The sequence below is a fragment of the Deinococcus sonorensis KR-87 genome (assembly GCF_040256395.1).
Lineage (GTDB): Bacteria > Deinococcota > Deinococci > Deinococcales > Deinococcaceae > Deinococcus > Deinococcus sonorensis.
Genome location: NZ_CP158299.1, coordinates 384,727 through 411,624, shown reverse-complemented (window position 1 = coordinate 411,624; position 26,898 = coordinate 384,727). Strand labels below are relative to the sequence as shown.

Annotated in this window: 29 protein-coding genes; 16 read left to right on the top strand and 13 right to left on the bottom strand. The window is 70.1% G+C overall.

The window, feature by feature from the left end:
• The first annotated feature begins 7 nt into the window (after positions 1–7).
• On the top strand, positions 8–1,831 hold the full coding sequence (locus ABOD76_RS07395; RefSeq protein ID WP_350244163.1) for an ABC transporter ATP-binding protein: 1,824 nt from the start codon (positions 8–10) through the stop codon (positions 1,829–1,831).
• A 200-nt stretch (positions 1,832–2,031) separates the two neighbouring features.
• Here ABOD76_RS07395 and ABOD76_RS07390 read toward each other — a convergent pair whose 3' ends face one another.
• Positions 2,032–2,607 carry a dienelactone hydrolase family protein gene (locus tag ABOD76_RS07390; RefSeq protein ID WP_350244162.1) on the bottom strand — a complete coding sequence of 192 codons (576 nt, stop codon included), beginning with the start codon at positions 2,605–2,607 and terminating at the stop codon, positions 2,032–2,034.
• A gap of 128 nt (positions 2,608–2,735) precedes the next feature.
• Between ABOD76_RS07390 and ABOD76_RS07385 the strand changes: the two genes are divergently transcribed.
• Genes ABOD76_RS07385 through ABOD76_RS07365 form a run of 5 tightly spaced genes read left to right on the top strand, consistent with a single transcriptional unit; the run spans position 2,736 to position 8,281 of the window.
• Complete coding sequence (locus ABOD76_RS07385) at positions 2,736–4,148, top strand: phytoene desaturase family protein (protein WP_350244161.1); 1,413 nt, start codon at positions 2,736–2,738, stop codon at positions 4,146–4,148.
• Positions 4,149–4,171: 23 nt separating this feature from the next.
• Positions 4,172–5,188, top strand: coding sequence for a GNAT family N-acetyltransferase (locus ABOD76_RS07380; RefSeq protein ID WP_350244159.1), 1,017 nt, complete (start codon positions 4,172–4,174; stop codon positions 5,186–5,188).
• A complete protein-coding gene (locus tag ABOD76_RS07375) occupies positions 5,185–6,129 on the top strand; it encodes a GNAT family N-acetyltransferase (protein WP_350244158.1) in 945 nt (314 codons plus the stop codon). Before ABOD76_RS07380 ends, ABOD76_RS07375 begins: the two co-directional genes overlap by 4 nt.
• Before the next feature lie 2 nt (positions 6,130–6,131).
• The gene (locus tag ABOD76_RS07370) at positions 6,132–7,097 is read left to right on the top strand and encodes a GNAT family N-acetyltransferase (protein WP_350244157.1); all 966 of its coding nucleotides are present in this window, start codon (positions 6,132–6,134) and stop codon (positions 7,095–7,097) included.
• Between the two features lie 50 nt (positions 7,098–7,147).
• Positions 7,148–8,281 (top strand): prepilin peptidase, encoded by a 1,134-nt coding sequence (locus tag ABOD76_RS07365; RefSeq protein WP_350244156.1) that lies wholly within the window; start codon positions 7,148–7,150, stop codon positions 8,279–8,281.
• A 63-nt stretch (positions 8,282–8,344) separates the two neighbouring features.
• Here ABOD76_RS07365 and ABOD76_RS07360 read toward each other — a convergent pair whose 3' ends face one another.
• Both ABOD76_RS07360 and ABOD76_RS07355 read right to left on the bottom strand, forming a co-directional pair.
• The gene (locus ABOD76_RS07360) at positions 8,345–9,136 is read right to left on the bottom strand and encodes a substrate-binding periplasmic protein (protein WP_350244155.1); all 792 of its coding nucleotides are present in this window, start codon (positions 9,134–9,136) and stop codon (positions 8,345–8,347) included.
• A gap of 138 nt (positions 9,137–9,274) precedes the next feature.
• Positions 9,275–9,634 carry an MGMT family protein gene (locus ABOD76_RS07355; protein WP_350244154.1) on the bottom strand — a complete coding sequence of 120 codons (360 nt, stop codon included), beginning with the start codon at positions 9,632–9,634 and terminating at the stop codon, positions 9,275–9,277.
• 87 nt (positions 9,635–9,721) lie between these two features.
• Here ABOD76_RS07355 and ABOD76_RS07350 point away from each other — a divergent pair, with 87 nt between their 5' ends.
• A complete protein-coding gene (locus ABOD76_RS07350; protein ID WP_350244153.1) occupies positions 9,722–10,204 on the top strand; it encodes a hypothetical protein in 483 nt (160 codons plus the stop codon).
• Between the two features lie 59 nt (positions 10,205–10,263).
• Here the strand turns inward: ABOD76_RS07350 and ABOD76_RS07345 are convergent, their stop codons facing one another.
• From ABOD76_RS07345 to ABOD76_RS07325, 5 genes are all read right to left on the bottom strand, one after another.
• Complete coding sequence (locus ABOD76_RS07345) at positions 10,264–10,971, bottom strand: succinate dehydrogenase iron-sulfur subunit (RefSeq protein ID WP_350244152.1); 708 nt, start codon at positions 10,969–10,971, stop codon at positions 10,264–10,266.
• A gap of 117 nt (positions 10,972–11,088) precedes the next feature.
• Positions 11,089–12,837 carry a succinate dehydrogenase flavoprotein subunit gene (gene sdhA, locus ABOD76_RS07340; protein WP_350244150.1) on the bottom strand — a complete coding sequence of 583 codons (1,749 nt, stop codon included), beginning with the start codon at positions 12,835–12,837 and terminating at the stop codon, positions 11,089–11,091.
• 34 nt (positions 12,838–12,871) lie between these two features.
• Positions 12,872–13,249, bottom strand: a complete 378-nt coding sequence (locus ABOD76_RS07335) for a succinate dehydrogenase hydrophobic membrane anchor subunit (RefSeq protein WP_350244149.1) — start codon at positions 13,247–13,249, stop codon at positions 12,872–12,874.
• Entirely contained in the window at positions 13,250–13,609 is a 360-nt protein-coding gene (gene sdhC / locus ABOD76_RS07330; protein WP_350244148.1) for a succinate dehydrogenase, cytochrome b556 subunit, read from the bottom strand.
• Between the two features lie 189 nt (positions 13,610–13,798).
• Positions 13,799–15,898, bottom strand: coding sequence for a protein kinase domain-containing protein (locus ABOD76_RS07325; RefSeq protein WP_350244147.1), 2,100 nt, complete (start codon positions 15,896–15,898; stop codon positions 13,799–13,801).
• A 160-nt stretch (positions 15,899–16,058) separates the two neighbouring features.
• Here ABOD76_RS07325 and ABOD76_RS07320 point away from each other — a divergent pair, with 160 nt between their 5' ends.
• Together ABOD76_RS07320 and ABOD76_RS07315 are read left to right on the top strand one after the other, a co-directional pair.
• On the top strand, positions 16,059–17,876 hold the full coding sequence (locus ABOD76_RS07320; protein ID WP_350244146.1) for a hypothetical protein: 1,818 nt from the start codon (positions 16,059–16,061) through the stop codon (positions 17,874–17,876).
• Positions 17,877–18,010: 134 nt separating this feature from the next.
• Positions 18,011–18,985: a serine/threonine-protein kinase gene (locus ABOD76_RS07315; protein ID WP_350244145.1), complete on the top strand. Its 975-nt coding sequence runs from the start codon at positions 18,011–18,013 to the stop codon at positions 18,983–18,985.
• Here the strand turns inward: ABOD76_RS07315 and ABOD76_RS07310 are convergent.
• Complete coding sequence (locus ABOD76_RS07310; RefSeq protein WP_350244144.1) at positions 18,982–19,644, bottom strand: HAD family hydrolase; 663 nt, start codon at positions 19,642–19,644, stop codon at positions 18,982–18,984. The two genes, ABOD76_RS07315 and ABOD76_RS07310, sit on opposite strands and share 4 nt — an antisense overlap.
• A 101-nt stretch (positions 19,645–19,745) precedes the next feature.
• Here ABOD76_RS07310 and ABOD76_RS07305 point away from each other — a divergent pair, with 101 nt between their 5' ends.
• From ABOD76_RS07305 to ABOD76_RS07295, 3 genes are read left to right on the top strand one after another with little or no spacing between them, the layout of a single operon-like run.
• On the top strand, positions 19,746–20,381 hold the full coding sequence (locus ABOD76_RS07305) for a DedA family protein (RefSeq protein ID WP_350244143.1): 636 nt from the start codon (positions 19,746–19,748) through the stop codon (positions 20,379–20,381).
• Between the two features lie 9 nt (positions 20,382–20,390).
• Complete coding sequence (locus ABOD76_RS07300) at positions 20,391–21,920, top strand: Ppx/GppA phosphatase family protein (RefSeq protein ID WP_350244142.1); 1,530 nt, start codon at positions 20,391–20,393, stop codon at positions 21,918–21,920.
• Between the two features lie 19 nt (positions 21,921–21,939).
• Positions 21,940–22,719: a VC0807 family protein gene (locus ABOD76_RS07295; RefSeq protein ID WP_350244141.1), complete on the top strand. Its 780-nt coding sequence runs from the start codon at positions 21,940–21,942 to the stop codon at positions 22,717–22,719.
• A 4-nt stretch (positions 22,720–22,723) separates the two neighbouring features.
• On the opposite strand, the gene ABOD76_RS07290 is transcribed toward ABOD76_RS07295, so the two are convergent.
• Positions 22,724–23,053, bottom strand: coding sequence for a cytochrome c (locus ABOD76_RS07290; RefSeq protein ID WP_350244140.1), 330 nt, complete (start codon positions 23,051–23,053; stop codon positions 22,724–22,726).
• A gap of 102 nt (positions 23,054–23,155) precedes the next feature.
• Between ABOD76_RS07290 and ABOD76_RS07285 the strand changes: the two genes are divergently transcribed.
• Complete coding sequence (locus ABOD76_RS07285; protein ID WP_350244139.1) at positions 23,156–23,464, top strand: hypothetical protein; 309 nt, start codon at positions 23,156–23,158, stop codon at positions 23,462–23,464.
• 7 nt (positions 23,465–23,471) lie between these two features.
• Here ABOD76_RS07285 and ABOD76_RS07280 read toward each other — a convergent pair whose 3' ends face one another.
• Genes ABOD76_RS07280 through ABOD76_RS07270 form a run of 3 tightly spaced genes read right to left on the bottom strand, consistent with a single transcriptional unit; the run spans position 23,472 to position 25,124 of the window.
• Complete coding sequence (locus tag ABOD76_RS07280) at positions 23,472–24,380, bottom strand: ROK family protein (protein ID WP_350244138.1); 909 nt, start codon at positions 24,378–24,380, stop codon at positions 23,472–23,474.
• 14 nt (positions 24,381–24,394) lie between these two features.
• Positions 24,395–24,703 (bottom strand): hypothetical protein, encoded by a 309-nt coding sequence (locus ABOD76_RS07275; RefSeq protein WP_350244137.1) that lies wholly within the window; start codon positions 24,701–24,703, stop codon positions 24,395–24,397.
• Positions 24,696–25,124, bottom strand: coding sequence for an acyl-CoA thioesterase (locus ABOD76_RS07270; protein ID WP_350244136.1), 429 nt, complete (start codon positions 25,122–25,124; stop codon positions 24,696–24,698). Before ABOD76_RS07270 ends, ABOD76_RS07275 begins: the two co-directional genes overlap by 8 nt.
• A 100-nt stretch (positions 25,125–25,224) precedes the next feature.
• Here ABOD76_RS07270 and ABOD76_RS07265 point away from each other — a divergent pair, with 100 nt between their 5' ends.
• The 3 genes from ABOD76_RS07265 to cmk all read left to right on the top strand — a co-directional run bounded on the left by ABOD76_RS07265 (position 25,225) and on the right by cmk (position 26,874).
• A complete protein-coding gene (locus ABOD76_RS07265; protein ID WP_350244135.1) occupies positions 25,225–25,632 on the top strand; it encodes a hypothetical protein in 408 nt (135 codons plus the stop codon).
• Positions 25,633–25,716: 84 nt separating this feature from the next.
• Positions 25,717–26,211, top strand: coding sequence for a DUF4384 domain-containing protein (locus tag ABOD76_RS07260; protein ID WP_350244134.1), 495 nt, complete (start codon positions 25,717–25,719; stop codon positions 26,209–26,211).
• Positions 26,212–26,247: 36 nt separating this feature from the next.
• Entirely contained in the window at positions 26,248–26,874 is a 627-nt protein-coding gene (gene cmk, locus ABOD76_RS07255; RefSeq protein WP_350244133.1) for a (d)CMP kinase, read from the top strand.
• Positions 26,875–26,898 lie beyond the last annotated feature (24 nt).

Below are 26,898 nucleotides of genomic sequence, written 5' to 3'. Positions count from 1 at the left end.
AGCGCCCATGACCACCGCTGCCCCCACCCCCGAAGCGCCGCGCCCCGCCACCCTGACGCTGATGCGGCGGCTGTTTGCCTACCGCCCCGGCCTGTTCGCGCTGAACATGGCCGTGTGGGGCGCCTTTCATACCCTGCCCGCCGTGTTCAGCTACAGCATCAGTCGCATCTTCGACCTGCTGAGCCGGCACGCCGCGCAGATCGCGGCGGGACAGCCGTCCACGTCGCTGGTGACGGCCGCGTGGTGGATGGTGGGCCTGTTCGCGGTCAGCCGGCTGGGGCGTTTTGGCGTGTTCCTGTGGGCCTTCCGGCTGTTCATCCGGCTGTGGTACACCCTGGACGCGCTGGTGCGGCGCAACCTGCTGGCCTACCTGCTGACTGCACGCGGCTCGCGCCGCCTGCCCGACACCCCCGCCGAGGCGATCAGCCGCTTCCGCGACGACGTGGAGGACGTGGCCGGCTACACCGAAGTCTGGATCGACGCGTCCGGCTTCGTGCTGTACACCATCGTGGCGCTGACGCTGATGGTGCGGGTGGACCCGCTGATCACGGTGGTGGTGTGCACCCCGCTGCTGCTGGTGGTGCTGCTGGTGCAGCGGCTGTCGCCCACCATCCGCACCTACCGCCGACGCATGCGCCAGTCCACCGCCCGCGTCACCGACTTCATCGGTGAGACCTTCGGGGCGGTCAGCGCCGTGAAGCTCAGCGCCAGCGAGGACCGGATGGTGGCCCACCTGAACCGGCTCGGCGAGGTGCGCCGCCACGCGGCCCTGCGCGACGTGCTGCTTACCGAGCTGATCAAGGGCGTGAACAACAACATGATCACGGTGGCCACCGGCCTGGTGCTGCTGATGGGGGCCAGCCGCTTCCGCACCGGCGTGCTGTCGCTGGGCGACTTCGTGCTGTTCGCAGCGCTGCTGCCGCGCCTGACCGGCAGCATGGGCTTCTTCGGCGACATGATTGCCCGGCACCGCCGCACCGGGGTGTCGTTCGAGCGCATGACCCGGCTGCTTCAGGATACCCCCACCGAAACCATCGTGGCGCACCATCCGGTGCACCTGGAAGGCGAGTTGCCGGAGCTGCCGCCACGCCCGGAGGCGATCCCACTGCAGACGCTGGAGGTGCGTGGTCTGAGCGCCCAGCATCCGGGAGGGCGCGGCGTACAGGACGCCAGTTTCACGGTGCGGCGCGGCGAGTTCGTGGTGGTGACCGGCCGCATCGGCAGCGGCAAGACCACCCTGCTGCGCGCCCTGCTGGGCCTGATGCCGCGCGACTCGGGCGAAGTGCAGTGGAACGGCGAGACGGTCGCGGATCCGGCCAGCTTCTTCGTGCCGCCGCGCAGCGCCTACACGGCCCAGCTGCCGCAGCTGTTCAGCGAGTCGCTGCGCGAGAACGTGCTGATGGGCGAGCCGGAAGCGCGTCTGCCGCACGCCCTGCGGCTGGCCGTGATGAACGATGATCTGGCGCAGCTGGACCACGGTCTGGAAACGCTGGTGGGCGCCCGCGGCGTGAAGCTCTCGGGCGGGCAGGTGCAGCGGGCGGCGGTGGCGCGCATGCTGGCCCGCGACGCCGACCTGCTGGTCTTCGACGACGTGAGCAGCGCCCTGGACGCCCGCACCGAGGCGCAGCTGTGGGCCGGGCTGTTCGCCGACCGGGCCGCCACCTGCCTGGTGGTGTCGCACCGCCGCGCCGCCCTGCTGCGCGCCGACCGCATTCTCCTGATGGAGGGCGGCCGCATCGTGGACGAGGGCCGCCTGGGGGACCTGCTGGAACGCAGCGCGGAGATGCGCGCCCTGTGGGCGGACGAGGAGACGGAGGAGATCGGAGCCTGAGGGCTGCGGACCTGGACCGGCTGCGGCGTGGGGTCAAGCGTACCCTCGGTGGGGCATGGAGCCCCGGTCGTCCTGGATTCACCCCTTTGACGGGAGCTGTCCATCAGCCGGGCGGAACCTGACGTCTGGGGGGTCCAGTCAGGCAAGTCTGGCGAACACAGGTGGAATGGCCTGACGGTCCAAGCCAGCAATGTGCCGGTTCAGCGCTGTGCCAGGAAATCGAGCACGCGCTGTGTTAAAAGTGCGCTGGACGACGCGTCATACGACGGCAGGCTGCGGTCGGTGAACAGGTGCTGGTGACCCGGATACAGAAACAGCTCCGCCTGAGGCGTGGACGCGACCAGGGCCTCGGCGGCGTCCAGATCGCCGTCTTCCACGAAGAACGGATCGGCGTCCATGGCATGCACCTGAACCGGGACATTCTCCGGCCACTGCGCGCCGAACTCGGAGAAGGGCAGACAGGCGTGGAACAGCAGTGCCCCCCGCGCGCCGGGACGGGTCTGGGCCAGCTGCTGCGCCGGCATCACGCCCAGCGAGAACCCGGCGTAGATCAGCTCGCCGCCCAGGCTCTCGGCCGCCTGCACGCCGTGTTCCAGCAGGGTGTCAAAGCCGAGTTCCCGCGCGTGCCCGACGCCCGCCTCCAGGGTGTCGAAGGTGCGGCCCCCGTAGAGATCGGGGGTGGTGACCTCGTGCCCGGCCTGCCGGAGCTCGTCTGCGAAGGCCAGAAAGCCTGGAGTCTGTCCCTGGGCATGGTGGAACAACAGGATGTGTGCCATGACCCAGAGCGTAGCTGAAATACCCGTCAGCCCCTGTCGCCTATCCCGGCCAGTTGGGTAGAGCGCTCCTGACCACTCCGTAGCCGTCCTGACCACACCCGGCGCCCCACTGCATTACCCTGGCCGGCATGGCGACCCCCTCTGCCCTGGTCATCGGTTCCGGCTTCGCGGGTCTGATGAGCGCACTCCGGCTGCGGCAGCAGGGAGTGAGCGTCACGGTGCTGGACCGGCTGGCGCGGCCCGGCGGCAAGGCGGCACTCGGCTGGGAGAGCTTCAGCAGTGGCCCCACCGTGGTCACGATGCCGGAGGTGTTCCGGGGCCTGCACCGCCGGCTGGGACTGCCGGAACCGCAGCTCACTCCGGCCCGGCCCACCACCCGCTACCTGTACCCGGACGGCCGGGTGTTCGCGCCGGAGGCGCTGCAGGTGGCCGGGAGCCTGGACAGCACCCTGGCCCAGCTGACTCGCGGGGAAGGGCAGGATTATCAGCGGCTGCTCCGGGCCGCGCATACCATGTACCGGGACGCAGAGCCCACCTTCATCTTCGGGCCGCCGCCGGGACCCGCCCAGCTGGCCCGCTACGCCCTGAGCGGGGGCCGCCGGGCCGCCCCCCACCTGCAGCTGTCCCAGCTGGTGCAGAGTGGCCCGCACCTGACCCCCTTCTGGTTGCGCTTCGCCACCTACCTGGGCGCGGACCCCTACCGGGCGCCGGCGGTGCTGCACAACATCTCCTGGGTGGAGCTGGGGCTGGGCGTGTGGCACCTGGCAGGTGGGCTGGGCGTGCTGGCCACCCGGCTGGCCGAGCAGGCCCGGCAGCTGGGGGTGCAGTTCGAGCCGGACACCCGGGTGGAGCACCTGATCGTGCGGCAGGGCCGGGTGGTGGCCGCCCAGACCGACCGGGGGGTGTGGACCGCCGACCTGTTCGTCAGCGCCGCCGACCGCTCGCTCACCCGGCAGTGGCTGGGCCTGGGCGCGGACCCCCAGCCCCGGGGCGTCAGCGGCTTTGCCCTTCAGCTGCAGTTCGGCGAGCACCTGGGGCAGGCGCACCACCTGCTGTTTCCCCCCGACTACGCCCGGGAGTGGCAGGACATCCGCGCCGGGCAGCTGCCCTCCGACCCCACGCTGTACCTGCACCTGGACGGCGAGCGGGGATTTCTGCTGGTGAACGCGCCGCCGCGTCCGGACGCCGTGACGGACCGGGACGGCTACGCCCGTTTCCTGCTCTCGCGCTTGCAGACCCGCCTGCCGCTGCCGGTCCGCGACTGGCTGGCGCTGGACCCGGCCCGCTACGCCCTGACCGCCCAGGCCGGCGCGCTGTACGGACGCGCGCCGCACGGCCTGCTGGGCAGCCTGCGCCCCGGCTGGCGCATTCCTGGCCTCGGCAATCTGGCACAGGTGGGCGGGACGGTGCATCCGGGCGGCGGGGTGCCGCTGTCGTGTCTGAGCGGCTGGAACGGCGCCGGTCAGCTGCTGGGCTTGCCGTATGACGACCTGGACGGCCGGGGAGCGGCGCGGGAAGCCATTTGGCGGATGCATTCCTGACCGCCTCCCCGCACCATGAATTCATGACCACCACGTCCCTGACCCTCCGAGAGGTCCGCACTCCGGACGATTTCGCCGCCATCGCGGCCGTCCTGAGTGCGGCCGATCCCGACTGGCCCGCCACGCCTGAACTCCTGCAGGCGGAAGACGAGGCGCGTGACCGGCAGTTGTACTTCACGCAGCGGGTGGCCGAGCAGGAGGGCCGGGTGGTGGGCGTGATGCACGCCGGACACGATGACTTCGCCTTCGAGCCGCACCGGTACTCCGGCAAGATCGTGGTGCATCCGGACGCCCGGCGGCAGGGAGTGGGCAGCGCGCTGTACGCGGAGGCGCTGCGGGTGCTTCAGGCGCGTGAGCAGCAGGAACAGCTGGGCCGCCTCGTGCTGCGGACCATGCTGCCCGACAGTGAGCAGACCGGCATTCACTTCCTGAAGGCGCGAGGCTTCGAGGGCGTCTGGCAGCGCTATGATCTGCGGCTGCACACGGCCCGGGTGGACTACGGCACGCTGGACGCGCTGGAACCCCGCCTGCAGCAGGCGGGCGTGCGGCTGGTCAGCCTGGCGTCGCTCGCCGGCGAGCCGGAGCGTGACCGCTGGCTGTGGGCGCTCGACTGGCAGCTGTTTCAGGACGTGCCGATGGGGCAGACGCTCACCCAGCGGCCCCTGGAGGCCTGGGTGCAGCAGGAGCTGCTCGACCCGATGTTCCGCCCGGAGCTGTCGTTCGTGGCGCTGCGTGACGGCCTGGATGACCCCGAGAGTGGCCCCTTCATCGGCTACACCACGCTGATGCAGAGCCCCGGCGGGTTCTACATGATCGGCATGACCGGGGTGCGCCGGCAGGACCGGGGCCTGGGCGTGGCCCGCGCCCTCAAGCTGGCCTCGATGCGGGCGCTGCAACAGCAGGGTGGCGGCGAGATCCGCACCTACAACGACGCGCCAAATGTGGCCATGCGGCGGATGAACGAGCAGCTGGGCTTCGAACTGGCGGTGATCCGGCGCCGCTATGAGCTGACGCTGCAGACCGGGGCGGTGCAGCCGTGACCGTCCGGCCGTTCGTGCGCGGTGATGCGGAGGCGGCCGCCCGGGTCTACACGCGGGGTCGCCCCGGCAACCCGGCCACCGCCGCCACGTTGCTGGCCGAAGATGACCGGCAGCGGCAGGCCGGCGCCACCCACGCCCGCTGGGTGAGCGAGCGGGAAGGACAGATCGTGGGGGTGGCCGAATGGCTGGAGCCGCTGGGGGCGCGCCGGCCCGGTTCGGTGTGGCTGGAGCTGGCGGTGCTGCCGGAGCAGCGGGGCCGTGGGCTGGGCGCGGCCCTGTATGACACGCTGGGGACCGCCATGCAGCCGCTGAACCTGCGGGTGCTGCGGGCGGTGGCGAGCGAGGCCAACCCGGTGGCCCTGCGCTTTGCCGAGCGGCGCGGCTTCGTGGAGGAGCAGCGCTTCTGGGACCGCACCCTGGATCTGGCCGCCTGGACCGATGACGCGGCTCCGCTGCCCGACCTGCAGTGCCTGACCCTGCCGGAGCTGCCCGCCGCCGTGCCCAACTGGGAAGCGCAGCTGTACCACGTCTACCAGCAGGCCCGCCAGGACCTCCCGCGTCCGGAAGGGGAGCCCTTCACGCCGCAGACCCTGGAGCAGTTCCGGCACGATTGGCTGCAGGGCGCGCCGGTGCGGCCCCAGGACCTGATGGTGGCCATCCGGGAGGGCGTGGTGCTGGGCTTCACGGCGCTGGAAGACAGCGGCGAGCCGGGAGAACAGGTGGTGGCCATGACCGCCGTGGCGCGGGCGGCCAGGGGACAGGGTGTGGCGCTGGCCCTCAAACGCGCCTCGATCGGTCAGGCCCGCCGCAGCGGGGTGCAGCGCATCCGCACCTCCAACCACAGCCAGAACCTGCCGATGCTGCGCGTCAACGACCGGCTCGGCTTCACGCGTGAACCGGCCCGTCTGGGCCTGGTGCGCCACGAGAGAGGTGACCTGTGACCATGACGATCAGTATCCAGCCCGCCAGCGCCGCAGATCTGGAGGCGGTGGCGGCGCTGATCACACAGCTGCGTCCGGACCGCGCCATCAGCGCCGACGAACTGGGCAGCATGGACCGCGACCAGCGGCAGCTGGCGTACCATCACGCCCGCTGGGTGCTGCGCGGCCCCCGCGAGCAGCTGCTGGGCTTTGGCCAGTACATGCAGTCGCCCGGTCAGTACCACCCGCGCAAATTTGTGATGGACCTGCTGCTGCACCCGGACGCGCGTGGCCGTGGGCTGGGCCGGCAGCTCTACGACACCGTACTGGAGGGCCTGCGCGCCCACAATCCGCTGTCGGTGCGTGGCGCCGTGCGCGAGGACGATCCGTCCGCCCTGCAGTTCTTCGAGCAGCGCGGGTTCCGGGAACACAAGCGGTACTGGACCAGCTGGCTGGACCTGACCCGCTTCGACGCCGCCCCCTATGCCCGGCTGCAGGCGCAGGTGGCCGAGCAGGGCGTGGAGCTGCTGAGTGTCGCCGACCTGCAGGCTCAGGACCCGTCCGGCTGGAAGGTGCAGCTGCACCGGCTGTTCAGCGAGGTGCGGCTGGACGTGCCGCGCAGCGACCCGGCCACCCCCATCCGCCTGGAGCAGTATGACGAGTGGGTGCTGCAGGACCCCGGCTTTCTGCCGGACGGGTATCTGCTGGCCCGCCACGGAGACCAGCTGATCGGCAGTTCCGACGTGTACCGCAGCGCGGCCAGCCCCGACCTGTTCATCGGCCTGACCGGGGTCCGGCGGGCCTGGCGTGGCCGGGGGGTGGCCACGGCCCTGAAGCTGGCGGGCATCCGGTATGCCCAGGCGGCCGGGGCGGAGCGGCTGTGGACCGACAACGAGAGTGGCAACGCCCCGATCCTGCGGATCAACGAGCAGCTCGGCTTCGTGCGCGAGCCGGCGCTGATCAACCTGCTTAAGGTCTGGCCCGACTGACCGGGGCGCTGTAAGAGGCGCGCAACCGATGAGCCCCTACACTGCGGGGCGTGATCCCGGACGCCCTGATGATCGTTGTGGCCACCGTGCTGGGGCTGCTGATCGGCTCGTTCTCGAACGTGCTGATCTGGCGGCTTCCCCGGCACGAGAGCGTCAATTTTCCGCCGTCTCACTGCCCGAACTGCGACCATGCCCTGGCGCCGCTGGACCTGGTGCCGGTGCTGTCGTGGGTGGCGCTGGGCGGCCGCTGCCGCTACTGCCGCGCCCCGATCAGCCCGCGCTACCCGGTCATCGAGCTGATCACCGGGCTGGCATACGGCCTGCTGGCGTGGGCTTTCCCGTACTCGCAGGTGGGCGCCAGCCTGCTGGGCCTGGGCCTGCTGTTCACGCTGCTGCTGGTCGCCTCGGTCATTGACCAGGGCACCTACACCATCCCCGACGAGCTGACCCTGCCGGGCGCCGCGCTGGGCCTGCTGTTCGGGCTGGTCAACGCCCGCACCGGGGCCGACGCCACCGGCCTCCCGGTGTTCGCCGAGGCGCTGCGCGGCATGCTGCTGGGCGCCGGCCTGCTGATCACCATTGACCTGCTGGGCTCCTGGGTGCTGCGCCGCTTCCGCGAGCGCTCGTTCCCCGAGTATCCGCTGGGGTATCAGCAGATCGCGGTGTCGCTGCTGGTGGGCGCGTGGCTGGGGGTCGGCTGGGGCCTGGGCGCCGGGCTGCTGAGCGCGGCCCTGAACCTGCTGCTGAAACGCACCCTGCGCGTGCCGGAACTGCTGACGCTGGGCGGCGTGCTGGTCAGCCTGGCGCTCGGCTCGGCCGGCTACGGCCCCGGCCTGATCCTGATGGTGCAGGGCGCCCTGGCCGCCGCCGGAGCGATGAGCCTGGTGTGCGGCGTGTACTGGTGGACCCGCCCGGACGACGACAGCGAGGACTACGACCCCTCCGCGATGGGCTTCGGCGACGTGAAGCTGGCCGCCGTGATCGGCGCGTTTCTGGGGTGGGAGCGGCTGCTGGTGGCGGTGGTGGTGGCGGTGGTGGCCGGCGCGCTGCTAGGGCTGCTGCAGCGGCTGATCTGGCGTGAGAACCGGCTGAAGTTCGGTCCGTATCTGGCGCTGGGCGCCCTGGTGGCGCTGTTCTGGGGCGAGGGGCTGGTGCGCGCCTACCTGGGGTACCTGGGGCTGTAAGCGCCAGGGCAGACAGAAGCGCCGGGCCACCCTGACTGGAGTGGCCCGGCGCTTCTGTGTGACTCAGCCTTTCTTGCAGCGCACGTCGGTGCCGAAGTAGGTCTGGCTGAGCTTCTCGTACCGCCCGTCGTGCGTGACCCGGATCAGGCCCAGGTTGAGGGCCGAGCGGGTGGTGGCGTTGTCCTGGGCGGTGGCCATGCCGATCGGCACGTTGAACAGCGCCGGCCCGAACACCACCGGATACTTCGGGTACAGCTTGGCCAGCACCGGCTTCATGATGGTGTAGCCGAAGGTGGCGTCAATCTGGTGGGCGAACAGCGCCAGCGTCACGTCGCTGATGGTCGGGTAGACCCGCACGCTCTTCTGGAACGCCAGGTGCTGCACGTAGCTCTCGATGATGGTGCCGGCCGGAACCCCGATGGTGTGGCCCTGCAGGTCGGTGTGCAGCTGCAGCTTGGGATCAGAACTGATGACACTGACGCCGGCGCACAGGGTCGGCTGGGTGAAGTCCACCCGCTGCTCGCGGGTGCTGGTGATGGCCAGCGCGGCCAGGGCCACGTCGGCGCGGTCGTCCTGCAACGCCTGGAACAGCTGGTTGCTGGGGGCGTGCTGCACCTCGACCTTCAGGTTCATGTCGCTGGCGATGGCGGTGATCAGGTCAATCTCGAACCCCACGTCCGTGCCGCCGGCCACATAGCTGAAGGGCGGCAGGTCGGCCGGGGCGATGACGCGCAGGACGCCGCTGGCACGGATGGCGCTCAGCGGCCGGGCCTGGGCGGCTGAACCGGCGGTCAGGGCCGCCAGCAGGCTGAGGACGGTCAAGGGCAGGGTGCGTCGGAGAAGGGATCTGTGCATGAGTGAAAGGCTCCTGGGCAGCGTTCAGCCGGTCCGGCGCAGGGGCGCACAGACCGGCGGTTCAGATGGAGGCGTGCGCCTCCTGCTGCAGCTGAAGCACTCTAGTGCCCCGACTCTGACACGCTTCTCACCCGGCGATCAGCCGAAGAGGCTGTCCTGCGCCGCTGGCTCTTCGTCCGGCCACCACTGCAGCCGCTTCAGGTCGCAGCGTCCGGCCGTGTCGAACACCACCCCCTCGGCGGCCAGCAGGCCCCGCTGCAGGTCGCCGAAGCCCAGCCGGTCGGTGCTGACCGCCCCCTGCGCGTTGATAACGCGCTGCCAGGGCAGGTCGCCGGCGGCGCCGCCCGCCAGGCCGCTCAACACGAACCCCGCCTGCCGAGCCGCGCCCGGCGCGCCGGCCAGGGTGGCCAGCTGACCGTAGGTCATCACCCGCCCGGACGGAATCCGGGCCACCAGCGCCAGCACCCGTTCACGAAAGCCCGCGTCACTCTGCGTCATGCTGGCAGTGTGGCATAAGCGGCGCTGCGGGGCAGTTTACGCCACTCTCAGCCACGCACCACCCGGCGAGCCTACCCTGGAGGCACCATGACCCGTCCTCCTGTGCTGCTGCTGGCTGCCGTGCTGTTCGCCTCGTGCGCTCCTACCCTGCAGGACACGGCTGGCCGCGTCGTGAATGTCCGCAGCGGCCAGGAAGGCACCATCCGCTTCCCGGCGGGTCTCCCGACCCGCGCGCTGCTGCCCGGCGATCCGGACAACGTCGTCGTGACGCTGGGCCAGGACCGCTACAGCGGCAAGGCCACGGTGCTGGGCGAGGCGCCGCCGCTGGGTCTGAGCGTGAGCTTCGCGGGCGGCTACCAGAGCGGGGGCGGTCCGGATGGCTTCTTCAGCGGGGTGGGGGTGCAGGCGCCGGGTGGCCCGCGCCCCGGCAGCGCCACCCGCCCCGGCAACCTGATCGCCAAGACGCCGCAGGGCAAGACGCTCAGCTGCACCTTTCAGGTGGACCGCTCCGGCCACGGCATCGGGGACTGTCAGGACAGCGCGGGCGGCACCTACACCCTGCAGTTCTGAAGGTCAAAGGGCAGCGGCGCAGAGATGATCCTCTGCGCCGCTGTGGTGAAGCCTGAGGGTTACGACTGGGCGTACATCTCGGCCCGCTTGACCTCCTCGATCAGCTGGGTGATCGGGATGTCGCGGGGGCAGGCCTCGGTGCAGTTGTAGGCGGTGCGGCAGCGCCACACGCCGGTGTTCTGGTTCAGGATGGCCAGGCGCTCGCGCGCCGCGTGGTCGCGGGTGTCGAAGATGAAGCGGTGCGCCTGCACAATGGCCGCCGGACCCAGGTAGCGGCCGTTGACCCAGTAGATCGGGCAACTGGTGGTGCAGCAGGCGCACAGGATGCAGTTGCTGCCGTGGTCCATCCGCTCGGCGTCCTCGGGGCTCTGGATCCGCTCGCCCACCGGGGTGGGGTCGTTGTTGACAAAGAACGGCATCACGGCGCGGTAGGCGTCGAAGAACGGCTCCATGTCCACCAGCAGGTCCTTCTCGACCTTCAGGCCACGGATCGGCTCGGCGGTCAGGGTGCCGCCTTCCTTCACGATGTCCTGCAGCAGCGTCTTGCAGGCCAGCCGGTTGCGCCCGTTGATCAGCATCGCGTCCGAGCCGCAGATGCCGTGGGCGCAGGAGCGGCGGAAGGTCAGACTGGGGTCCACGTACCACTTGACGTAATTCAGCACGTCCAGCACCCGGTCGCCCGGGGCCGCCTCCACCGGGTAGGTCTCCCAGTGGCTCTTTCTGTCCTTCTCCGGGTTGTACCGGAGAATCTTGACGTTGATCTTCATGTGGCTCCTTGCAGCGGGGAAGAGGGCCGGTCAGCCCGGCCGCCCTTCATTGTCCTGCGACCGGCACGGGCCGAACAGGGTCAGGCTTCCAAAGCGGCGGACCTGCGGCCCGGCCGCTCAGTACACGCGGGGTTTCGGCTCGAAGGCGCGGGTGTAGCCCTTCAGCGTCACCGGCTTGTAGTCGATGCGCACGTTGCCCGGGTGCTCGAAATCCTTGTACGCCAGGGTGTGCTTCAGCCAGTTCTCGTCGTCGCGGGCGTGGTAATCCTCGCGGTCATGGGCGCCGCGCGACTCGGTGCGGTTCAGGGCCGAGTGGGCCATCGCCTCGGCGCAGTCGAGCAGGAAGCCAAGTTCCAGCGTCTCGATCAGCTCGCTGTTGTAACGCACGCCCGGGTCCGTTACAGCCACGTGGGCGTAGCGGGCCTTCAGCTCACGGATGATCTGCACCTGCTTTTCCATGTCCGGGCCGTTGCGGAAGATGCCGACGTTGTTCATCATCGACTCCTGCAGCTCCTTACGGATCTGGGCGGCGTTCTCGTTCCCGCTGGCCGACTTGACCTGCTCCAGCAGCGTGCGGGCGTCGGCGGCCGGGTCTTCCGGGACCGGCGGCAGCTCCACCGTCTTGGCGTACTTGGCGGCCACCACCCCGGCCCGGCGCCCGAACACGATCAGGTCGCCCAGGCTGTTGGTGCCCAGCCGGTTCGCCCCGTGCAGGCTCACGCAGGCCTGCTCGCCGGCTGCGTACAGTCCCGGCACCACCGTGGTCGCGTCGGCCAGGCACTCGCCGTCGATGGTGGTCGGGATGCCGCCCATCGCGTAATGCGCGGTCGGCTGGATCGGCACCAGGTCCTTGACCGGGTCCAGGCCCAGGTAGGTGCGCGACAGGTCAGTGATCTCCGAGAGTTTGTTCTCGATGGTCTCGCGCGGCAGGTGCGTCAGGTCGATGTAGATGGCGTCCTTGTCCGGCCCCACCCCGCGCCCCTCGCGGATCTCGGTGATGATGGCGCGGCTGACCATGTCGCGCGGCGCCAGGTCCTTGATGGTCGGTGCGTAGCGTTCCATGAAGCGCTCGCCCGAGTTGTTGCGCAGGATGCCGCCCTCACCGCGCACGCCCTCGGTGATCAGGATGCCCAGCTTGGTCAGGCCGGTCGGGTGGAACTGGTAGAACTCCATGTCCTCCAGCGGCAGGCCCTTGCGGTAGTACACGCTCATCAGGTCGCCGGTCAGGGTCAGGGCGTTGCTGGTGATCTTGAACACCCGCCCGTACCCGCCCGCCGCCAGGATGACGGCCTTGGCCCGGAAGGTGTGCAGCTCGCCGGTGGCGTAGTCGTAGGCCACCACGCCGGCGCAGCGTCCGTCTTCCAGAATCAGGTCCAGCACGTGGTACTCGTTGAAGAAGGTGGTGCCGGCCTTGACGTTCTGCTGGTAGAGCGTCTGCAGGATCATGTGGCCGGTGCGGTCCTTGGCGTAGCAGCTGCGCTCCACCGCCGCCTTGCCGAACTCGCGGGTGTGGCCGCCGAACTTGCGCTGGGCGATCTTGCCTTCCGGGGTGCGCGAGAACGGGAGCCCCATGTGCTCCAGTTCGTACACCGCCTCGATCACGTCCTTGGCGAACACCTCGGCCGCGTCCTGATCGGTCAGGTAGTCGCCGCCCTTGATGGTGTCAAACATGTGCCATTCCCAGTGGTCCTCGGCGATGTTGCCCAGCGCCGCGCCCACGCCGCCCTGCGCCGCCCCGGTGTGCGAGCGGGTGGGGTAGAGCTTGCTGAGGACGGCGACCGAGACGTCGCCCTTGGCCGCGTACAGCGCCGCCATCAGGCCCGCGCCGCCCGCGCCCACCACCAGCACGTCGTATGTATGGTGCATAGCCATTGCTAAACGTCCTTTGAGAGAAAGTACTTCAGATGCTGAACAGGCCCACGGTGCCGAGGGTGAAGATGACGCCCACCAGGGTATAGAAGATGCTCTTGACCCAGAAGCGGTTAGGGCGGGTGCGGATGTAGTCCTCGATGCTGTAGCGCGCGCCGTTGAGGCCGTGCAGCAGGGACAGTACCAGAATCAGCCAGTCGTAGAACTTCCAGGCCGGATTGCTGAGCTTGCTCACCACCGCGTCATAGGTGGCGTCCGACTCCGAAACCTGCACGAAGGTCATGTACACGTGACCCAGCACCAGGAACATCAGGATCAGGCCACTGACCCGCATGAAGATCCACCAGTTCAGCTCGGCATTGCCGCTCGCCTGCGTGCGGGCGTCGCTGTAGGTTTTGGCACGGATCACTTAGAGTCCTCCGAAAAAGATGCGCGGGATGACCTTGTAGGCCACGTAGAGCATGGTGAGCGCGCTGAGGGCGAGCACCCCATACCACATCTGCCGCTGGTAGGCCACGCCGGTCCCGGCAAAGTCCATCACGATGATGCGCAGCCCGTTGAACGAGTGGTACACCACGGCCGCCGAGACGAAGATCAGCCCGATGCGGAACAGCGCGAAATCATAGAGGTTGTGGACCGCCATATAGGGGTCCTCACCGAACACGAACAGCGAGATGCTGATGACGTGCAACAACAGGTAGGCCAGAATGGCCAACCCTGACAGGCGGTGGAGCATAAATGCCCACTGCCCCTCTCTGCCTCGGTACATTCCGTATTCCTCCTTCGAAGTGTCAAGGCTCAGACGTGCAAAGAAACTCCAGGCTTGACTTGCCTCAGAATATCACCCGCTCAGCGGACGCCCGTAAGCCGCGTAGCAGTCTGGGACAACAGTACCGGCCCGCCATCTCCCGCGCGGGCCGGTACTGTTGTCACTGTCAGGGAGACGCGCCAGAGCGGCTCAGTTCAGCAGTGGCCCCATGCTGTCCGACACCACGCGCGGTTGGGTTTCTGTGGGGGTGGGCTCGCCGCGCTGCTCCAGCGGACGCTCCAGCAGCGACATGGCCTGCACCGGCGCGTACATGTCGGTGCTGCTCATCAGGTCGCCCACCGAACTGTAGGTCCGCAGCACCTGTCCGCCCTGCCGCACTGCGTATATCACGCCCTGGTCGGTGACCTGCAGCAGCCACGGCACGTCGCTCGGCTCGCCCACCAGCGTCTCCAGTGGGAAGGTCAGGCCGGGAGTGCCGCCATGCTCGATCTTGCGCAGCTTGCCGGCGGTGCCGTCCACGATGTACACCGCGCCGTGGGCGTCCACCGCCAGCCCCTCCAACGGGCGCAGCGTCTCGGAAGTGCGGTCCTGGCGGAAGGCGTAGCGCGAGACGTACTCACCGTCATAGCTGAAGCGCTGCACCTCGCTGTTGCCGCTGTCCAGCACGTACACGTCGCCCTCCGGGCTGACCGCCAGCTGGCGCGGTCCCTCGAAGCGGCCCCCGCCCTGGCCCCGGCCACCGAAGCGCCGGATGAAGTGGCCCTGGTCGTCGAAGATCACCACGTGGTGCGCCTCGGCGTCCAGCACGTACAACCGTCCGCCCAGCGCCGCCAGACTGACCGGCTGCAGCAGCTCGTCCTCGCCCAGTCCGTAGGCGCCGAACGCCAGCACCTCGTTGCCGTAGGCGTCCAGCTTGCGGATCAGGGCGCCGCTCTTGCCCTGCCGGTACTCCAGCAGGCTCATGTACAGGTTGCCGTGCTCGTCGCCACACAGCGCGCTGGGCGCGGTGGGCAGTGAGCCCGGGCCGGCGAGGTCGCGCAGGCTCTGGCGCAGCTTGGCCTGCAGGTCCAGCAGCCGCAGAGCGCCGCGCTTCTCCTGCACGCTGATGGCCAGCCCCACCGGGTCGGTCCAGCGCTCGTCCGACAGCACCCCGGCGTCAATTCGCGCAATCACTTCATCGAGGGTGGGGCGGCTGGCCGGGTCCTTCTCGATCATGTTCAGGATCAGGTCGTTGAGCTTGCCCGGCACCTCAATCCGCACCTGACGGGGCGGTTTGGGCGACTCGAACACCTGCTGGTGCACCACCGCCTCGTAGCTGCCCTTGAAGGCGGTCTGGCCGGTGACCATCTCGTAGATCAGCAGGCCCAGCGAGTACACGTCGCTGCGGGCGTCCACCCGGTTGCCCTTGGCCTGCTCGGGCGCCATGTAGATGGGCGTGCCGACGCGGGCGCCGGTCATGGTCAGCCGGGTCAGCACCTTGCCCACCGCAATGCCGAAGTCCATCAGCTTCACGCCGCCCTCGCGCAGCCGCCCGTCCTGGAAGGCGCCGCGCAGGACCATCACGTTGGCCGGCTTGATGTCGCGGTGCACCACGTTCTGGGCGTGGATGTGGCGCAGCGCGTCGCTGAGCGCGCGAATCACCTGCACCGTCTCGGCAAAGCTCAGCTGGCGCTCCTCCAGCAGCGCCTCCAGGCTGTCGCCGTCCAGGAACTCCATGGCGATGTAATGTTCGTTGCCCTGCGCCTTGTAGTCATAGACCCGCACGATGCTCGGGTGGCTGAAGCGCTTCAGCACCTCCGCCTCGCGGTAGAAGCGCTTGACGAACTTGGCGTCGGCCAGGTATTTCTCCTGCGGGACCTTCAGCGCCACGATCCGGCTGTCGGCCCGGCGGCGGGCGCGGTAGACGCTGCCCATGCCGCCGATGCCGATGCGGTCCAGCACCTCATAGTCCTGGAAGCTCATCTCGCTGCCCGGCTGGGTCTTGGACGGCTGACGGCTGGACGGCGCCGGCTTGGCGGTCCGCACCACCCGCACCGGAAGGCGGGTGCGGCGCGGCCGGCTGGGCCGCGCGTCCAGCTGCACGTGGCCGAAGACCATCACGGCCCCGCTCACCAGCATGCCGGTCACCACCAGCACGCCCCAGCTGCGGTCCAGGCCGCCCAGCAGCACCAGCAGCAGGGCACACAGACCGGCCGCCACCGCCAGCGAGGTGGCCAGCGCGCGCTCCTGCACGCGGATTACCAGCAGCAGCGCCACCACGAACAGGGCCGTCAGCAGCAGCGCGTTCATGCGGCACCTCCGACCGGAAGCCGGGAACGGAGGCGGGGGAGCAGAAGGCAGCGCGTCATTTGCCCTCCGTTATACCGCCCTGATCCTTTCGGGATACTGACAGGTGCTGCGGTCTCCAACAGGAGCGCGGGTTCACCCCGGATTCCCGCATACTGTGGAGGTGTCACTGCCCACATCTCCGACCTTTGATTACTGGGTGGAGCTGGTCGAGCTCTACGAGTACAAGGTGCGCGACCTGATCGCCGGGCGCACGCCGCGTGGCGGGCGCCGCTCCCTGGGCGACCTGCGCGATCTGCTGCAGGCCGCCCCGCTGGACGCCGCGCTGCTGCGGCGCTTCGGCCGGACCGACCGCGAGTGGCGTAACTTCCTGCGCGCCCAGGTTCAGCGTGCGCATCCGGCAGAGGAAGGCGCGCTGTCGCACTGGAGCCCGCAGCCGCAGGAGGCCGGCGGTGAGCAGCACGCGCTGCTGGAGCTGCGCTACACCATCTGGCGCGAGGCGATGTGGATTCAGGCGCAGGCGCAGGCGGAGCAGTGGCTGCGCGAACCGGACCTGATCACCCTGCGGGTGGCGTACGTGCTGCACGTGGACCTGGAGCGTGGGGAGCACAGCATGACCCTGCCGCGGCTGGGCGATCCGCTGACCTCGCTCGACAACGAGAGTGTGGCGCTGACGCTGCTGCGTGAACTGGCCGATCAGGTCTGCACGGCGGTGCGCGACGGCCGCCGTAGCGGGCCGGGCGGTGCCCAGCCGGTGCTCGGTCGCCTGCGGGACGCGCTGAACGCCATCGTGCACAATCCGTACCCGCGTCATCCGGACCAGGACGTGACCACGGCGCGGGTGCGGGCCGCCGAGCGCGACCGGCTGGGGCCGGAGCTGACCCGCACGCTGATTGAGGCGCTGCGGGCCGAAACCGGAGCGCCCCGGCCGGCCGAGGAGCGTGTGCGGGTGCGTGAGGCGGCCGCACGGCTGCTGGAGTTCCTGCAACGGCTGGTGCCCACCTCGGACGGCGGCCAGGGCATCGAGTGGCCCCCGCTCCCGCAGGTGCTGTACGCCAGCCAGGAACGCTTTGCGCTGGCGCAGCCAGACGACGGCGCCAGCGCCCTGGCGGTGCGGCTGAGCGGCGGCAGCCACACGCGCTGGCGCAACCTGCCGCTGCGCTGGAAGCGGGCCGGCGAGGGCTGGCTGCTGGCGGTGGGCGACCTGGAGTACCGGCTGTCATCGCGGGCAGAGGAACAGCCGGGCGGCATCGAGATCAGCCTGGGCGAGCGGACGGCGGTGGCGCTGGTATCGGGCGACTACCTGTACCTGCACTGCCCCGACGAGCCGGGCACCGACCTGGGCGCGCTGATGGGGCTGGCGCGGGTGGTGGCCGCGCTGCTGGACCCCAACGGGGCCTACCTGAACCTGCGGCTGGCCCGCGCGGTGGCGCAGCGGCTGCGTGACGGCCGGGTGGACCCGGACAGCGTGAGCGCGCTGAGCGCGGACCGTTACACCGCGGCCTCGGGACCGGCGCTGCTGGCCTTCGCCCGCAAGGGAGCCGAGAACCTGCTGGCCCGGCTGCGTCACCTGCCGCCCCCCGAGGCCGAGCAGCTGTTCCGGGCCGCCGCCGAGGCCATCGAGGCGCCGGAAAGCCATGTGGCCCAGCTGCTGGGCCTGCTGCAGCAGGCGGCCGATCCGCTGCGGCTGGTGCCGCCGTCCGAGACGCAGCTGCCGACGGTGGGGCCGCTGCGGCTGGTCAGCCCGGACGAGACACTGAGCCTGCGCTTTGCCGGGGAGCCGCTGGCCATCGAGGTGGAGGGCCGGGTGGTGACGCTGCGCCAGGACTACAAGGGCGACCTGGCGGTGGTGCTGCCCGGCGCCCCGGCCGCCATCCTGCGCGACCTGCTGGTGCTGGAGGTGCCGCTGGGCGGCATTCTGCTGGTGCGCCAGGGCAGCTTTGTGATGGCCAGCGTGCTGCCGCACCTGCCGGTGGACTGACGCTGTCGGTGGCCCACTCCCCCCAGGTGGAGGAGGTCGGCGCGTGAAAATTTGCGCCCGGTGGAACCGGACTCATCCGCTACACTGACCCGAGCCGCAGAACTTTCCCTGCCGGCCCGGAAACGTGAGTGCTGATGACCCAGAGCCCGACACCCCACATGATGAACGGCTATCAGCTGCTGAGCCTGATCGGCCGGGGCAACACGGCCACGGTTTTTCTGGCGCAGAAGCCCGGCGGCGCCCAGCCGGTGGCGCTGAAGGTGCCGTTTACCGAGACCCTGGCCCATCAGGAATCGGCCGAGCGCTTTGCCAACGAGGTGCGGCTCAGCCTGCAGTTCCGGCATCCCCGGCTGGTGGGCGGCCTGGCCGGCACGCCTTTTGGATCGAGCGCCTATCTGGCAATGCCGCATTACCCCGGTGGGCCGCTGGACGAGCTGATGGATCGCCAGCGCCTGACCGTGCCGCAGGCGATTCAGGTGCTGAGCGACGTGGCGGCCGGCATGGAGGAACTGCACCGGCACGAGGCGGTCCACCAGGACATCAAGCCGCAGAACGTCTACCTGGACGCTCAGGGCCGTGCGTCCCTGGGCGACTTCGGCAGCACCTACTTTGTGTCGCTGGGCGGCAAGGTGGCCGGCAGTCCGTTCTACATGGCCCCGGAATGTTACCGGGGTGAACTGGTGGGGCCGCCCAGCGACATCTACAGCTTCTCGGTGATGGCGTACGAACTGTTGACCGGCGAGCGGCCGCACGTGGGCGACAGCTACGACAGCCTGATGATCTCGCACCTGACCCACTTTCCGCCGCCGCTGCACGTGGAGGCGGTGCCGCGCACGCTGCAGCGCCTGCTGGAGCAGGGGCAGGCCAAGCGTCATGAGGCGCGGCCCACGGCGGCGCAGCTGGCCCGCGCCTTCCGGTCGGCGCTGGGGGAGCCGGAGCCCGAAGCCGAAACCGCGCCGGCGCCGGCCTGCTCGGCACCGCCCAGCCGGCTGGGCCGGCATGCCCCGGCCGCCCCGGTTGCCGCCGTCCCGGTGCCGGCCGCTGCGCCGGCCGCCCGCGCTGCCGAGCCGCGGGCCAGCTGGAATCCGTTCAAGCGCCGGAAGAGCTAGCTGCGCTGCCGGGCGACCCCGGCCGCCTGCAGCAGGGCGTCCAAGCCGCCCTCGTAGCCGTCCAGGCGCGGCCACTCCGGCGGGAACGGCTGGGTGGCCGTGACCTCGTTCGGCACCACCACCACCGGCACGCCCGCCGCCACCGCCGCTGTGGCGCCGTTCAGCGAGTCCTCGACCGCCAGACACTCGTGCGGCTGCAGCCCCAGCCGCTCACACGCCAGTGCGTACAGTTCCGGGTCCGGCTTGACCCGCCGCACGTCGTCGCGGGTGACGCGCGCCTCGAACAGTTCGCTCAGGCCGTGCGGCGTGAACCACTGCTCGATCCAGTCGAGCCCGCTGCTGGTGGCCAGCGCCAGCCGCAGCCCCGAATCCCGCGCCTGCTGCAGCACCGTCATCACGCCGGGCCGCAGCTCCGAGGCGGCGATGTCCTGCAGGATGCCCTGATGCAGCACCTCCGCCACCCGCTCGCGGTCCTGCTGCACCGCCTCCGGCAGCCCGGCCCACGGATCGAAGGCGCCCCAGGTGCCGATGCCCTGCTGCCAGTCGCTCAGCGAGAGGTCCAGGCCATGCTGCCGGTACAGCTGGGTCCAGTGCCGGAATTCATGCGTCTCGGTGTCGAGGATGGTGCCGTCGAAGTCGAAGATCAGGGCGCGCAGCATGGCTGTATGGTAACGGGCCCACCCGCTGTCCGGTCCAGGCCTGGGCGCTGGATGAGTCAATCCGCAATGGGGCTCACCCGGCAAACCCGTACCCTGCAGACGTGGCCGAGTGGACGCTGGACCTGATGGACCGCCTGGGATACCTGGGCATCATGCTGCTGATGATTCTCGAGAACCTGTTTCCCCCGCTGCCGAGTGAGCTGATCCTGCCGGCGGCCGGGTTTTCGGCGGCGCGCGGCGACCTGAACCTGATCGGGGTGGTGCTGGCCGGGGCGGCGGGCAGCGTGCTCGGGACGCTGCCACTGTACTACCTGGGCCGCGCCGTGGGCGAGGAGCGGCTGGTGCGCTGGGCCGACCGGTATGGCCGCTGGCTCACGGTGAGTGGCAAGGAGATCCGGAAGGCTGACGACTGGTTCGACCGGCACGGCCAGAAGGCCGTCCTGTTCGGGCGGATGGTGCCGGGCATTCGCAGCCTGCTCAGCCTGCCGGCCGGGATGAGCGACATGCCCCTGCCGCGGTTCCTGCTCTACAGCGCCATCGGCAGCGGGCTGTGGGCCACGCTGCTGAGCGGGGCCGGGTACCTGCTGGGCGACCATTACGACCGGGTGCAGCAGTATGTGGGGCCCATCGGCAGCGGACTGCTGGGACTGCTGGTGGTGCTGGCCGTCGTCTGGGTGGTGCGTCGGCACCGTCAGGGGCAGGCGCCCGCACAGCGTGAGCCGGACCGTGGCTGCTAGGGTGACGGCATGCAGCGTGTGGCGGTGGCCGATGTCGGCACCAATTCGTGTCATCTCCTGATCGCTGAGGCCCGGCCCGGCGGGTTCCGGGTGCTGGACTCGCTCAAGGACCGGACCCGGCTGGGCGAGTGCCTGGATGCTCACGGCATCACCGCCGAGGGCGAGCGGCGGCTGGCCGCAGCGCTCGGCCGTTTCCGTGAGCTGGCCACCTCGCTGGGCGCGCCGGAGCTGAGGGTCTATGCCACCAGCGCCATGCGCGGCGCGCCGAACGGCGAGGCGGTGGCGCGCCGGCTGCGCGAGCAGATTGGGGTGTACCCAGTCATCATCAGTGGGGAGCGCGAGGGCCAGCTGACCTACCTGGGCGCGGCCGGTAGCGTGGAGTTCGGCTCTGACAACCTGCTGCTGGACCTGGGTGGCGGCAGTCTGGAACTGGCGCGCGGCGACCAGCATGTGGCCGCATCGGTGCTGAGTCTGCCGCTCGGCTCGGTGCGGATGCGGCTCGCCCACCTGCACCACGATCCACCCCGCCAGCGTGAGCTGCGGGCCCTGGAAGCCCAGGTCCGGACGGCGCTTACCGGCCAGCTTGACCCCTACCGGGTGCGGGCGGGCACGCGGGTGTTCGGGTCCAGCGGCACCTTCGAGGCGCTGGCGGGGCTGCTGGCGGCCCGGCGTGGGGGGGCGGCCACCGGCATCAACGGCCTGAGTTTCCGGGTGCCGGAGCTCGGCGAGGTGCTGGAGGAACTGCGCGGCCTGTCGCCCACCCGCCGGGGCCGGATGCCGGGCCTGGACCCGCGCCGCGCCGACATCATCGTGGCGGGTGCGGCGGTGCTGCACACGGTCCTGACGGCGGTGGGGGCCAGCACCGTCACGGTCAGCGAAGGTGCGCTGCGCGAGGGCATGCTGCGCGAGGAACTGGGCGAACAGGACCGCTGGAGCCGGGGCCTGAGCGCCCGGCAGCGCAGTGTGCTGGAGATGGCCGAGCGCTTCAGCGTCAGCCTGCCGCACGCCCGGCAGGTCACGCAGCTGTCGCAGCAGCTCTATGACCGGCTGCGTGACCTGGGCCGGCTGCCGGACAGCCCGCACGACCCGCGCAGCCTGCTCAGCACCGCCGCGATGCTGCACGAGACCGGCCTGCTGGTGGCGCAGAGCAGCCATCACAAGCACTCGGCCTACCTGATCCGCCACGCCGGGCTGCGCGGCTACGACCCGCAGCAGCTGGACCGGGTGGCGCAGATCGCGCGGTATCACCGCAAGAGTCCGCCGAAAGCCAGCCACCCGGAGTATGCCGCGCTGCCCCCGGCAGGCCAGCAGCAGGTGGCGCGGCTGGCCGCCATCCTGCGGGTGGCCGACGCGCTGGACCGCAGCCACGCCCAGGCGGTGCGGATCGAGCGGCTGACGCCTCAGGGGCCGGGCCTGCGGCTGACGGTGGGCGGCGCCGGCCCGCTGGAACAGGAGGGGCTGCGCCAGAAGGCCGACCTGTGGCAGCAGGTCTACGGCCCACTGACGCTGGACCCGCTGCCCGGGCAGCTCCTCACCTGAGCGTGCCAGAATGCCTCTCATGACCACGTCCGCCCCGCCGCGCCCGTCCCGCAACAGCCCCGCAAAGACCCTCTGGGACCTGGTGTTCACCCTTCTGATTCCGATTGCCATCCTGAGCCCCAACATCCTGGGCAGCGGGGTCAGCGTGGCGGCGCTGCTGGGCGGCGGCCAGAGCGGCAACGTCCGGTCCTACCTGATCGCGGCGCTGATTCCGGTGGTGTACGTGCTGTGGGACATTCTGGTGCGGCGCAACGTGTCGCCGGTGGCGCTGCTGGGCGGGGCCACCGCGCTGTTCGCAGGGGCGCTGGCGTTCTGGTACGTAGACGGCTTTCTCTACGCCATCAAGGACAGCGCCCGCAGTTACCTGACGGCCCTGTTCGCCTTTCTGAGCGTGCTGACCGCGTATCCGCTGTTCCGCATCTTTCTGGACGCAGCCAGCCTGACCGAGTCGCCGCAGCACCGCGCCGCCACCCAGGTGGCGATGAAGGCCCCTCAGGTGGCGCGCGCCCTGGCACAGGCCACCCTGCTGTTCGGCGTGGTGGACCTGATCGGCGGCGTGGTGAACAGCGTGGTGAACTACCGAATCGTGGTGGCGAAGTTTGGCACAGAAGCCTTCAACGCCCAGGTGGCCCAGGCCAACGCGGTGATGCGCGTGCCGGGCATCGCCATCTCGCTGATCGGGGCGGCGCTGGCCTTCTGGCTGGTGCAGCGCGCCATGACCGCCCGCTACGGCCAGGGCGCCAGCCTACTGGAACCGGAGAAACTGGAAGCCCGCCTGCGCGAGGCGGGCGAGCTGTGAAGCGTTATTTCAGCGTCTTGAGGTAAGCCTGCAGGTCATGCATCTCGGCGGCGGTGGGCGCCGTGCCGTGATCGCCTTTGAAGCCGATCTTGCCCCACACCGGGATCGGAGGCTGGAGCGCCATCCCCTTGTCGTCCCTGGAATGCAGGATCGCGCGGCTGAACAGGGCATACTTCCAGCCGGCCGCCTCATGTAGGTTGGACCCCAGCTGACCCTGGACCCTGCTGCCACGGCACCCAGCGCAGTTGGTGGTGTAGATGCTCTGACCGGGCCCGACATTGGCGGCAGAGGCGGAGCCCAGCAGGGCCAGGGCCATCAGGATTCGGGTGTGCATGGCACAGCGTCACCAACCGTGGTCTGGCCCGGGTAAGACCCTGGCCGGCGGCAGCCTGCCACCGCTTACAGTGCGCCTGCGCCCCCGGCTCTAGCCTGGGCTGTGGCCAAGAAATCCCGCCAGCCCCAGCCCACCCCGCCCGCCGTGGTGCAGCTGATGACCATGCCCGGCACCCGCGTCCAGTTCTGGGCGGTGGGGGAGTGCCCGTACTGCGAGGCGCGGCACTACCACCCCGCCGGAGGCCCCCTGGCCGACCCGCTGGAGCGGCTGGGTGAGGTGGCCTCGCCGTGTGGCAACGGGCCGTACGTGCTGACGCTGCCGCCGCGCCCGGCCCGCAAGAAGGGCAAGCGCGGTCAGCGCCGTGACCGCTGGGACGAGCGCCTGGGCGAGCCGGACGACGCCGACTGGTAACCCCCGCTCAGCGCACCGGAGTTGGTTCCAGCTGGGCGGAGACCGCCGCGCCGATCACGCCCGCCTGGGCACCCAGCTGAGCTGGCCGGATCTGCACCGCCGCGAAGCCCTCGGCGCCCTCGTCGGCAGCGGCCTGCACGTGCTCGAAGAAGTATGGGCCCACGCCCGCCACCCCGCCGCCGATCACGAACACTTCCGGGTCCAGCATCTTCTGCAGGTCGGCCAGCGCCAGCCCGATGCGGTACATCGCGCCGCGCACCACCCGTCCGGCGATGCGGTCGCCCGCCTGCGCCAGCGCGAAGGCTTCGGCGGTCGTCACGTCGCGGTTCAGCGCGAAGCTGGCGTCACGCGCGATGGCCGTGCCGCTCGCCACTGCCTCCAGGGTGCCGGACTGCCCGGCGCCGCTCACCGCCGCCCCTGGCACGCTCACCACGTGCCCCAGCTCACCGGCGATGCCGTGCTGACCGCGCCAGAGCCGCCCGCCGATCACGATGCCCGAGCCGATGCCGGTGCTGACCGTGACGTACACGCTGCTCTGGCTCCCGCGTGCGGCGCCCAGGGTGGCCTCGGCCAGCGCGGCGGCCTTGGCGTCGTTTTCCAGGCTCACATGGACGCCCAGCCGCTCGTAGAGACCTTCCACAAGAGGTACGTCAGTAAAGCCGTAGATATTGGGCGCGAACTTTACCCGCCGCCGGTCCTGGCTGATCGGGCCGGGAATGCCCACACCCACCGCCCGCGCCTGCGGATGGCGCTGCTGCATCAGGCGCACCTGACCGGCCAGCGCGTCCAGCACGGCGGGCCAGCCGGACTCGGGGGTCGGCTGGGTATGAAAGTCGCGCAGTTCCTCGCCGTACAGCACGCCCACCGCAATTTTGGTGCCGCCCACGTCCACGCCGATACTGACCTGATTGTCCAAGAGTTGTCCCGCTGTCACTGCTGTGCCTCCATGTCTGTGGCGTCCGGCTCTGCGGACGTGTCGCCTTCGAGAATCTGAACCGCTTCCGCTTCCTGCACCTGTGGAACATACAGCGCCACGTCGCCCATGTACCCGCCAGTTTCGATCTCAATGACCGGCGTACTCATCACCCACTGGAAGGGCGTGCGGATTACCGACACCACGCCGCGCTCCGACAGCAGCCGCCGATAGCTCTCCGCCACCAGCCGGGGCATCTCGGCCAGCTGTACCCACACGTCGCCCTGGTAGCGCACCTGATGGTCATAGCGCGGCGGGTCAGCCATGCGGACCGCCCGCCACCAGCGGCAGCTGCGCTTCCAGGGCCTCGCGCAGCGGGCCGGGCAGCGGTGCGCCGCGCCGGGTGAGGGGGTCCAGATGCACCTGCACGCTCAGGCCGTCGGCGGCCAGCTGACCGTCAGCCAGAATGCGGAACAGGTACTGCCAGCTGCTGCGGCCCACCGCGCCGGTCAGCAGCTCGACCTCCACCTGCTGGCCCAGGTGCACCTCGCGGCGGTAGTTGAGGTCCAGGCGGGCCAGCACCACCGGCAGGGCGCTGCCCTGAGGCTCCGGCAGCAGCGACTGCATGTATAGGATCCGCGCCGTCTCCAGAAACTGCGCGTACGCGGCGTTGTTGATGTGCCCCATCATGTCGGTGTCGCTGTAGCGCAGCTGAATATGGGTGCGGTGGGCACGGCTCCAGTCCATGCCCGCCAGTCTACAGGCTGCTTCCCGCTTCCAGGCTGGGGCAGGATATGCAGCCTGCCTTCCAGCCGGTCCCGGGCAGGGGCGCTATGCTGGAGCGGTCATGACCCAGACCCATTCTTCCCACACCGGCTCCCGCATCGTGCTGTGGCTGGTGCTGCTGCTCAGCCTGCTGCTGCTGGGCGGACTGACCGTGTTTGCCGTCAGCAGAAACCCGCTCTACAGCGATGTGGGGCGCAACAAGCTCAGCAAGTACCGCTTCATTGAGGAGTGCAAAAGCGAGCTGGGCAAGCAGCTGACCGAGATCAACAAGACCGTCCAGGGCGGCGCCATCCGCGCCGACTTCGACCCGCGCCGGCTGGTGGCGGGCGTGGCCAACAACCCGCAGGGTGCCGGCTGGGTGCTGGGCAGCCAGTTCACCGCCAGCCGGGCCGGCGCGCCCAGCCAGGACGTACCGTTCCTGTGCCAGTCGGACGCCCAGGGCAAGGTGCAGCTGCAGGTGGCCCAGTAGGTCGCCCGGTCCGTTAGCACAGCCTCTGCAATTGCTCTACACGCGCTTCAGCTTGGCATCAGGCTGAGGCGCTTATGCTGCTCCATGCGAAGCACACTTCTTCTGGGCACTCTGGCCCTCGGTCTGAGCGCCTGTACCGTCTCCGTTCAGTCCAACCTCGGTGTGGCCGGCAGCACCGACAGCGGCCTGATCTCGGCCCTCAACCCCGACCGGGGCGAGGGGAGCAGCTACTACGTGGGCGAGGCGGTGCGCTTCTACCTGACCACCCGCACGTCCGGCTACGTGACGCTGCTGAGCCTGGACCCGAACGGCAACAGCAACGTGCTGATCCGGGGCGCCTCGGTGGGCGCCGGCACCACCGTGTTTCCCCGCCCGCAGGACGGCGCGGTCTTCAACGTGGCGCCGCCCCGGGGTGTGCAGCGGGTGCGCGCCATCTTCACGCGCGTGCGGCCCAGCGCCGACCTGTACCTGAGCGGGCAGTACAGCAGCGGCAGCTGGAACGCTACCATCCAGCAGCGCCTGGGCGGGTACGCCGTCGCCGACCGCGACGTGCGCGAGACCTTCTTCTACATTCGCTGAACCGCCCGGACCGCCGCTTGGTCTACACTGCGCCTCGTGATTGTGACGATTGATGGGGTGGCGGCCAGCGGCAAGTCCAGCGTGGCGTCCGGGGTGGCGCGGCGCCTGCAGCTGCCGTATGTGAGCAGCGGCCTGCTGTACCGGGCCGCCGCACTCGTGGCGCTGGACGAGGGGCTGCCCACGGACCGGGCGGAGCCGTTGCTGGCTAGCCTGGAGGCGCAGCCGGTGGAGTTGCGCCCGTTACCCGAGGGCAACGAGGTCTGGCGCGGCAGCCAGGACCTGACCGAGCGGCTGCACACCAGCGAGGTGGACGGCAGCGTCAGTGCGGTGGCACAGTTGCAGCCGCTGCGCGAGTGGGTGAACGACCACCTGCGACAGCTGCCGCCACCGTTCGTGGCCGAGGGGCGCGACATGGGCACCAATGTGTTTCCGCAGGCGGAGTACAAGTTCTACCTGACCGCCAGCCCGCGGGTGCGGGCTGAGCGACGGGTGCAGGAACGCACCGCCGATCTGGAGAGCGTGGAGGCCGCGCTGGTGCTGCGTGACGCCCGTGACGCCCGGCAGTCGGCCCCGGCGCCAGACGCCCGGCACATCGACACCGGCCTGGGCAACCTGGAGCAGGTGATCGCTAAGGTACTGTCGTATCTGCCGGACCCGGCCTGAGCTAGACCAAGACAACGCCGCCGC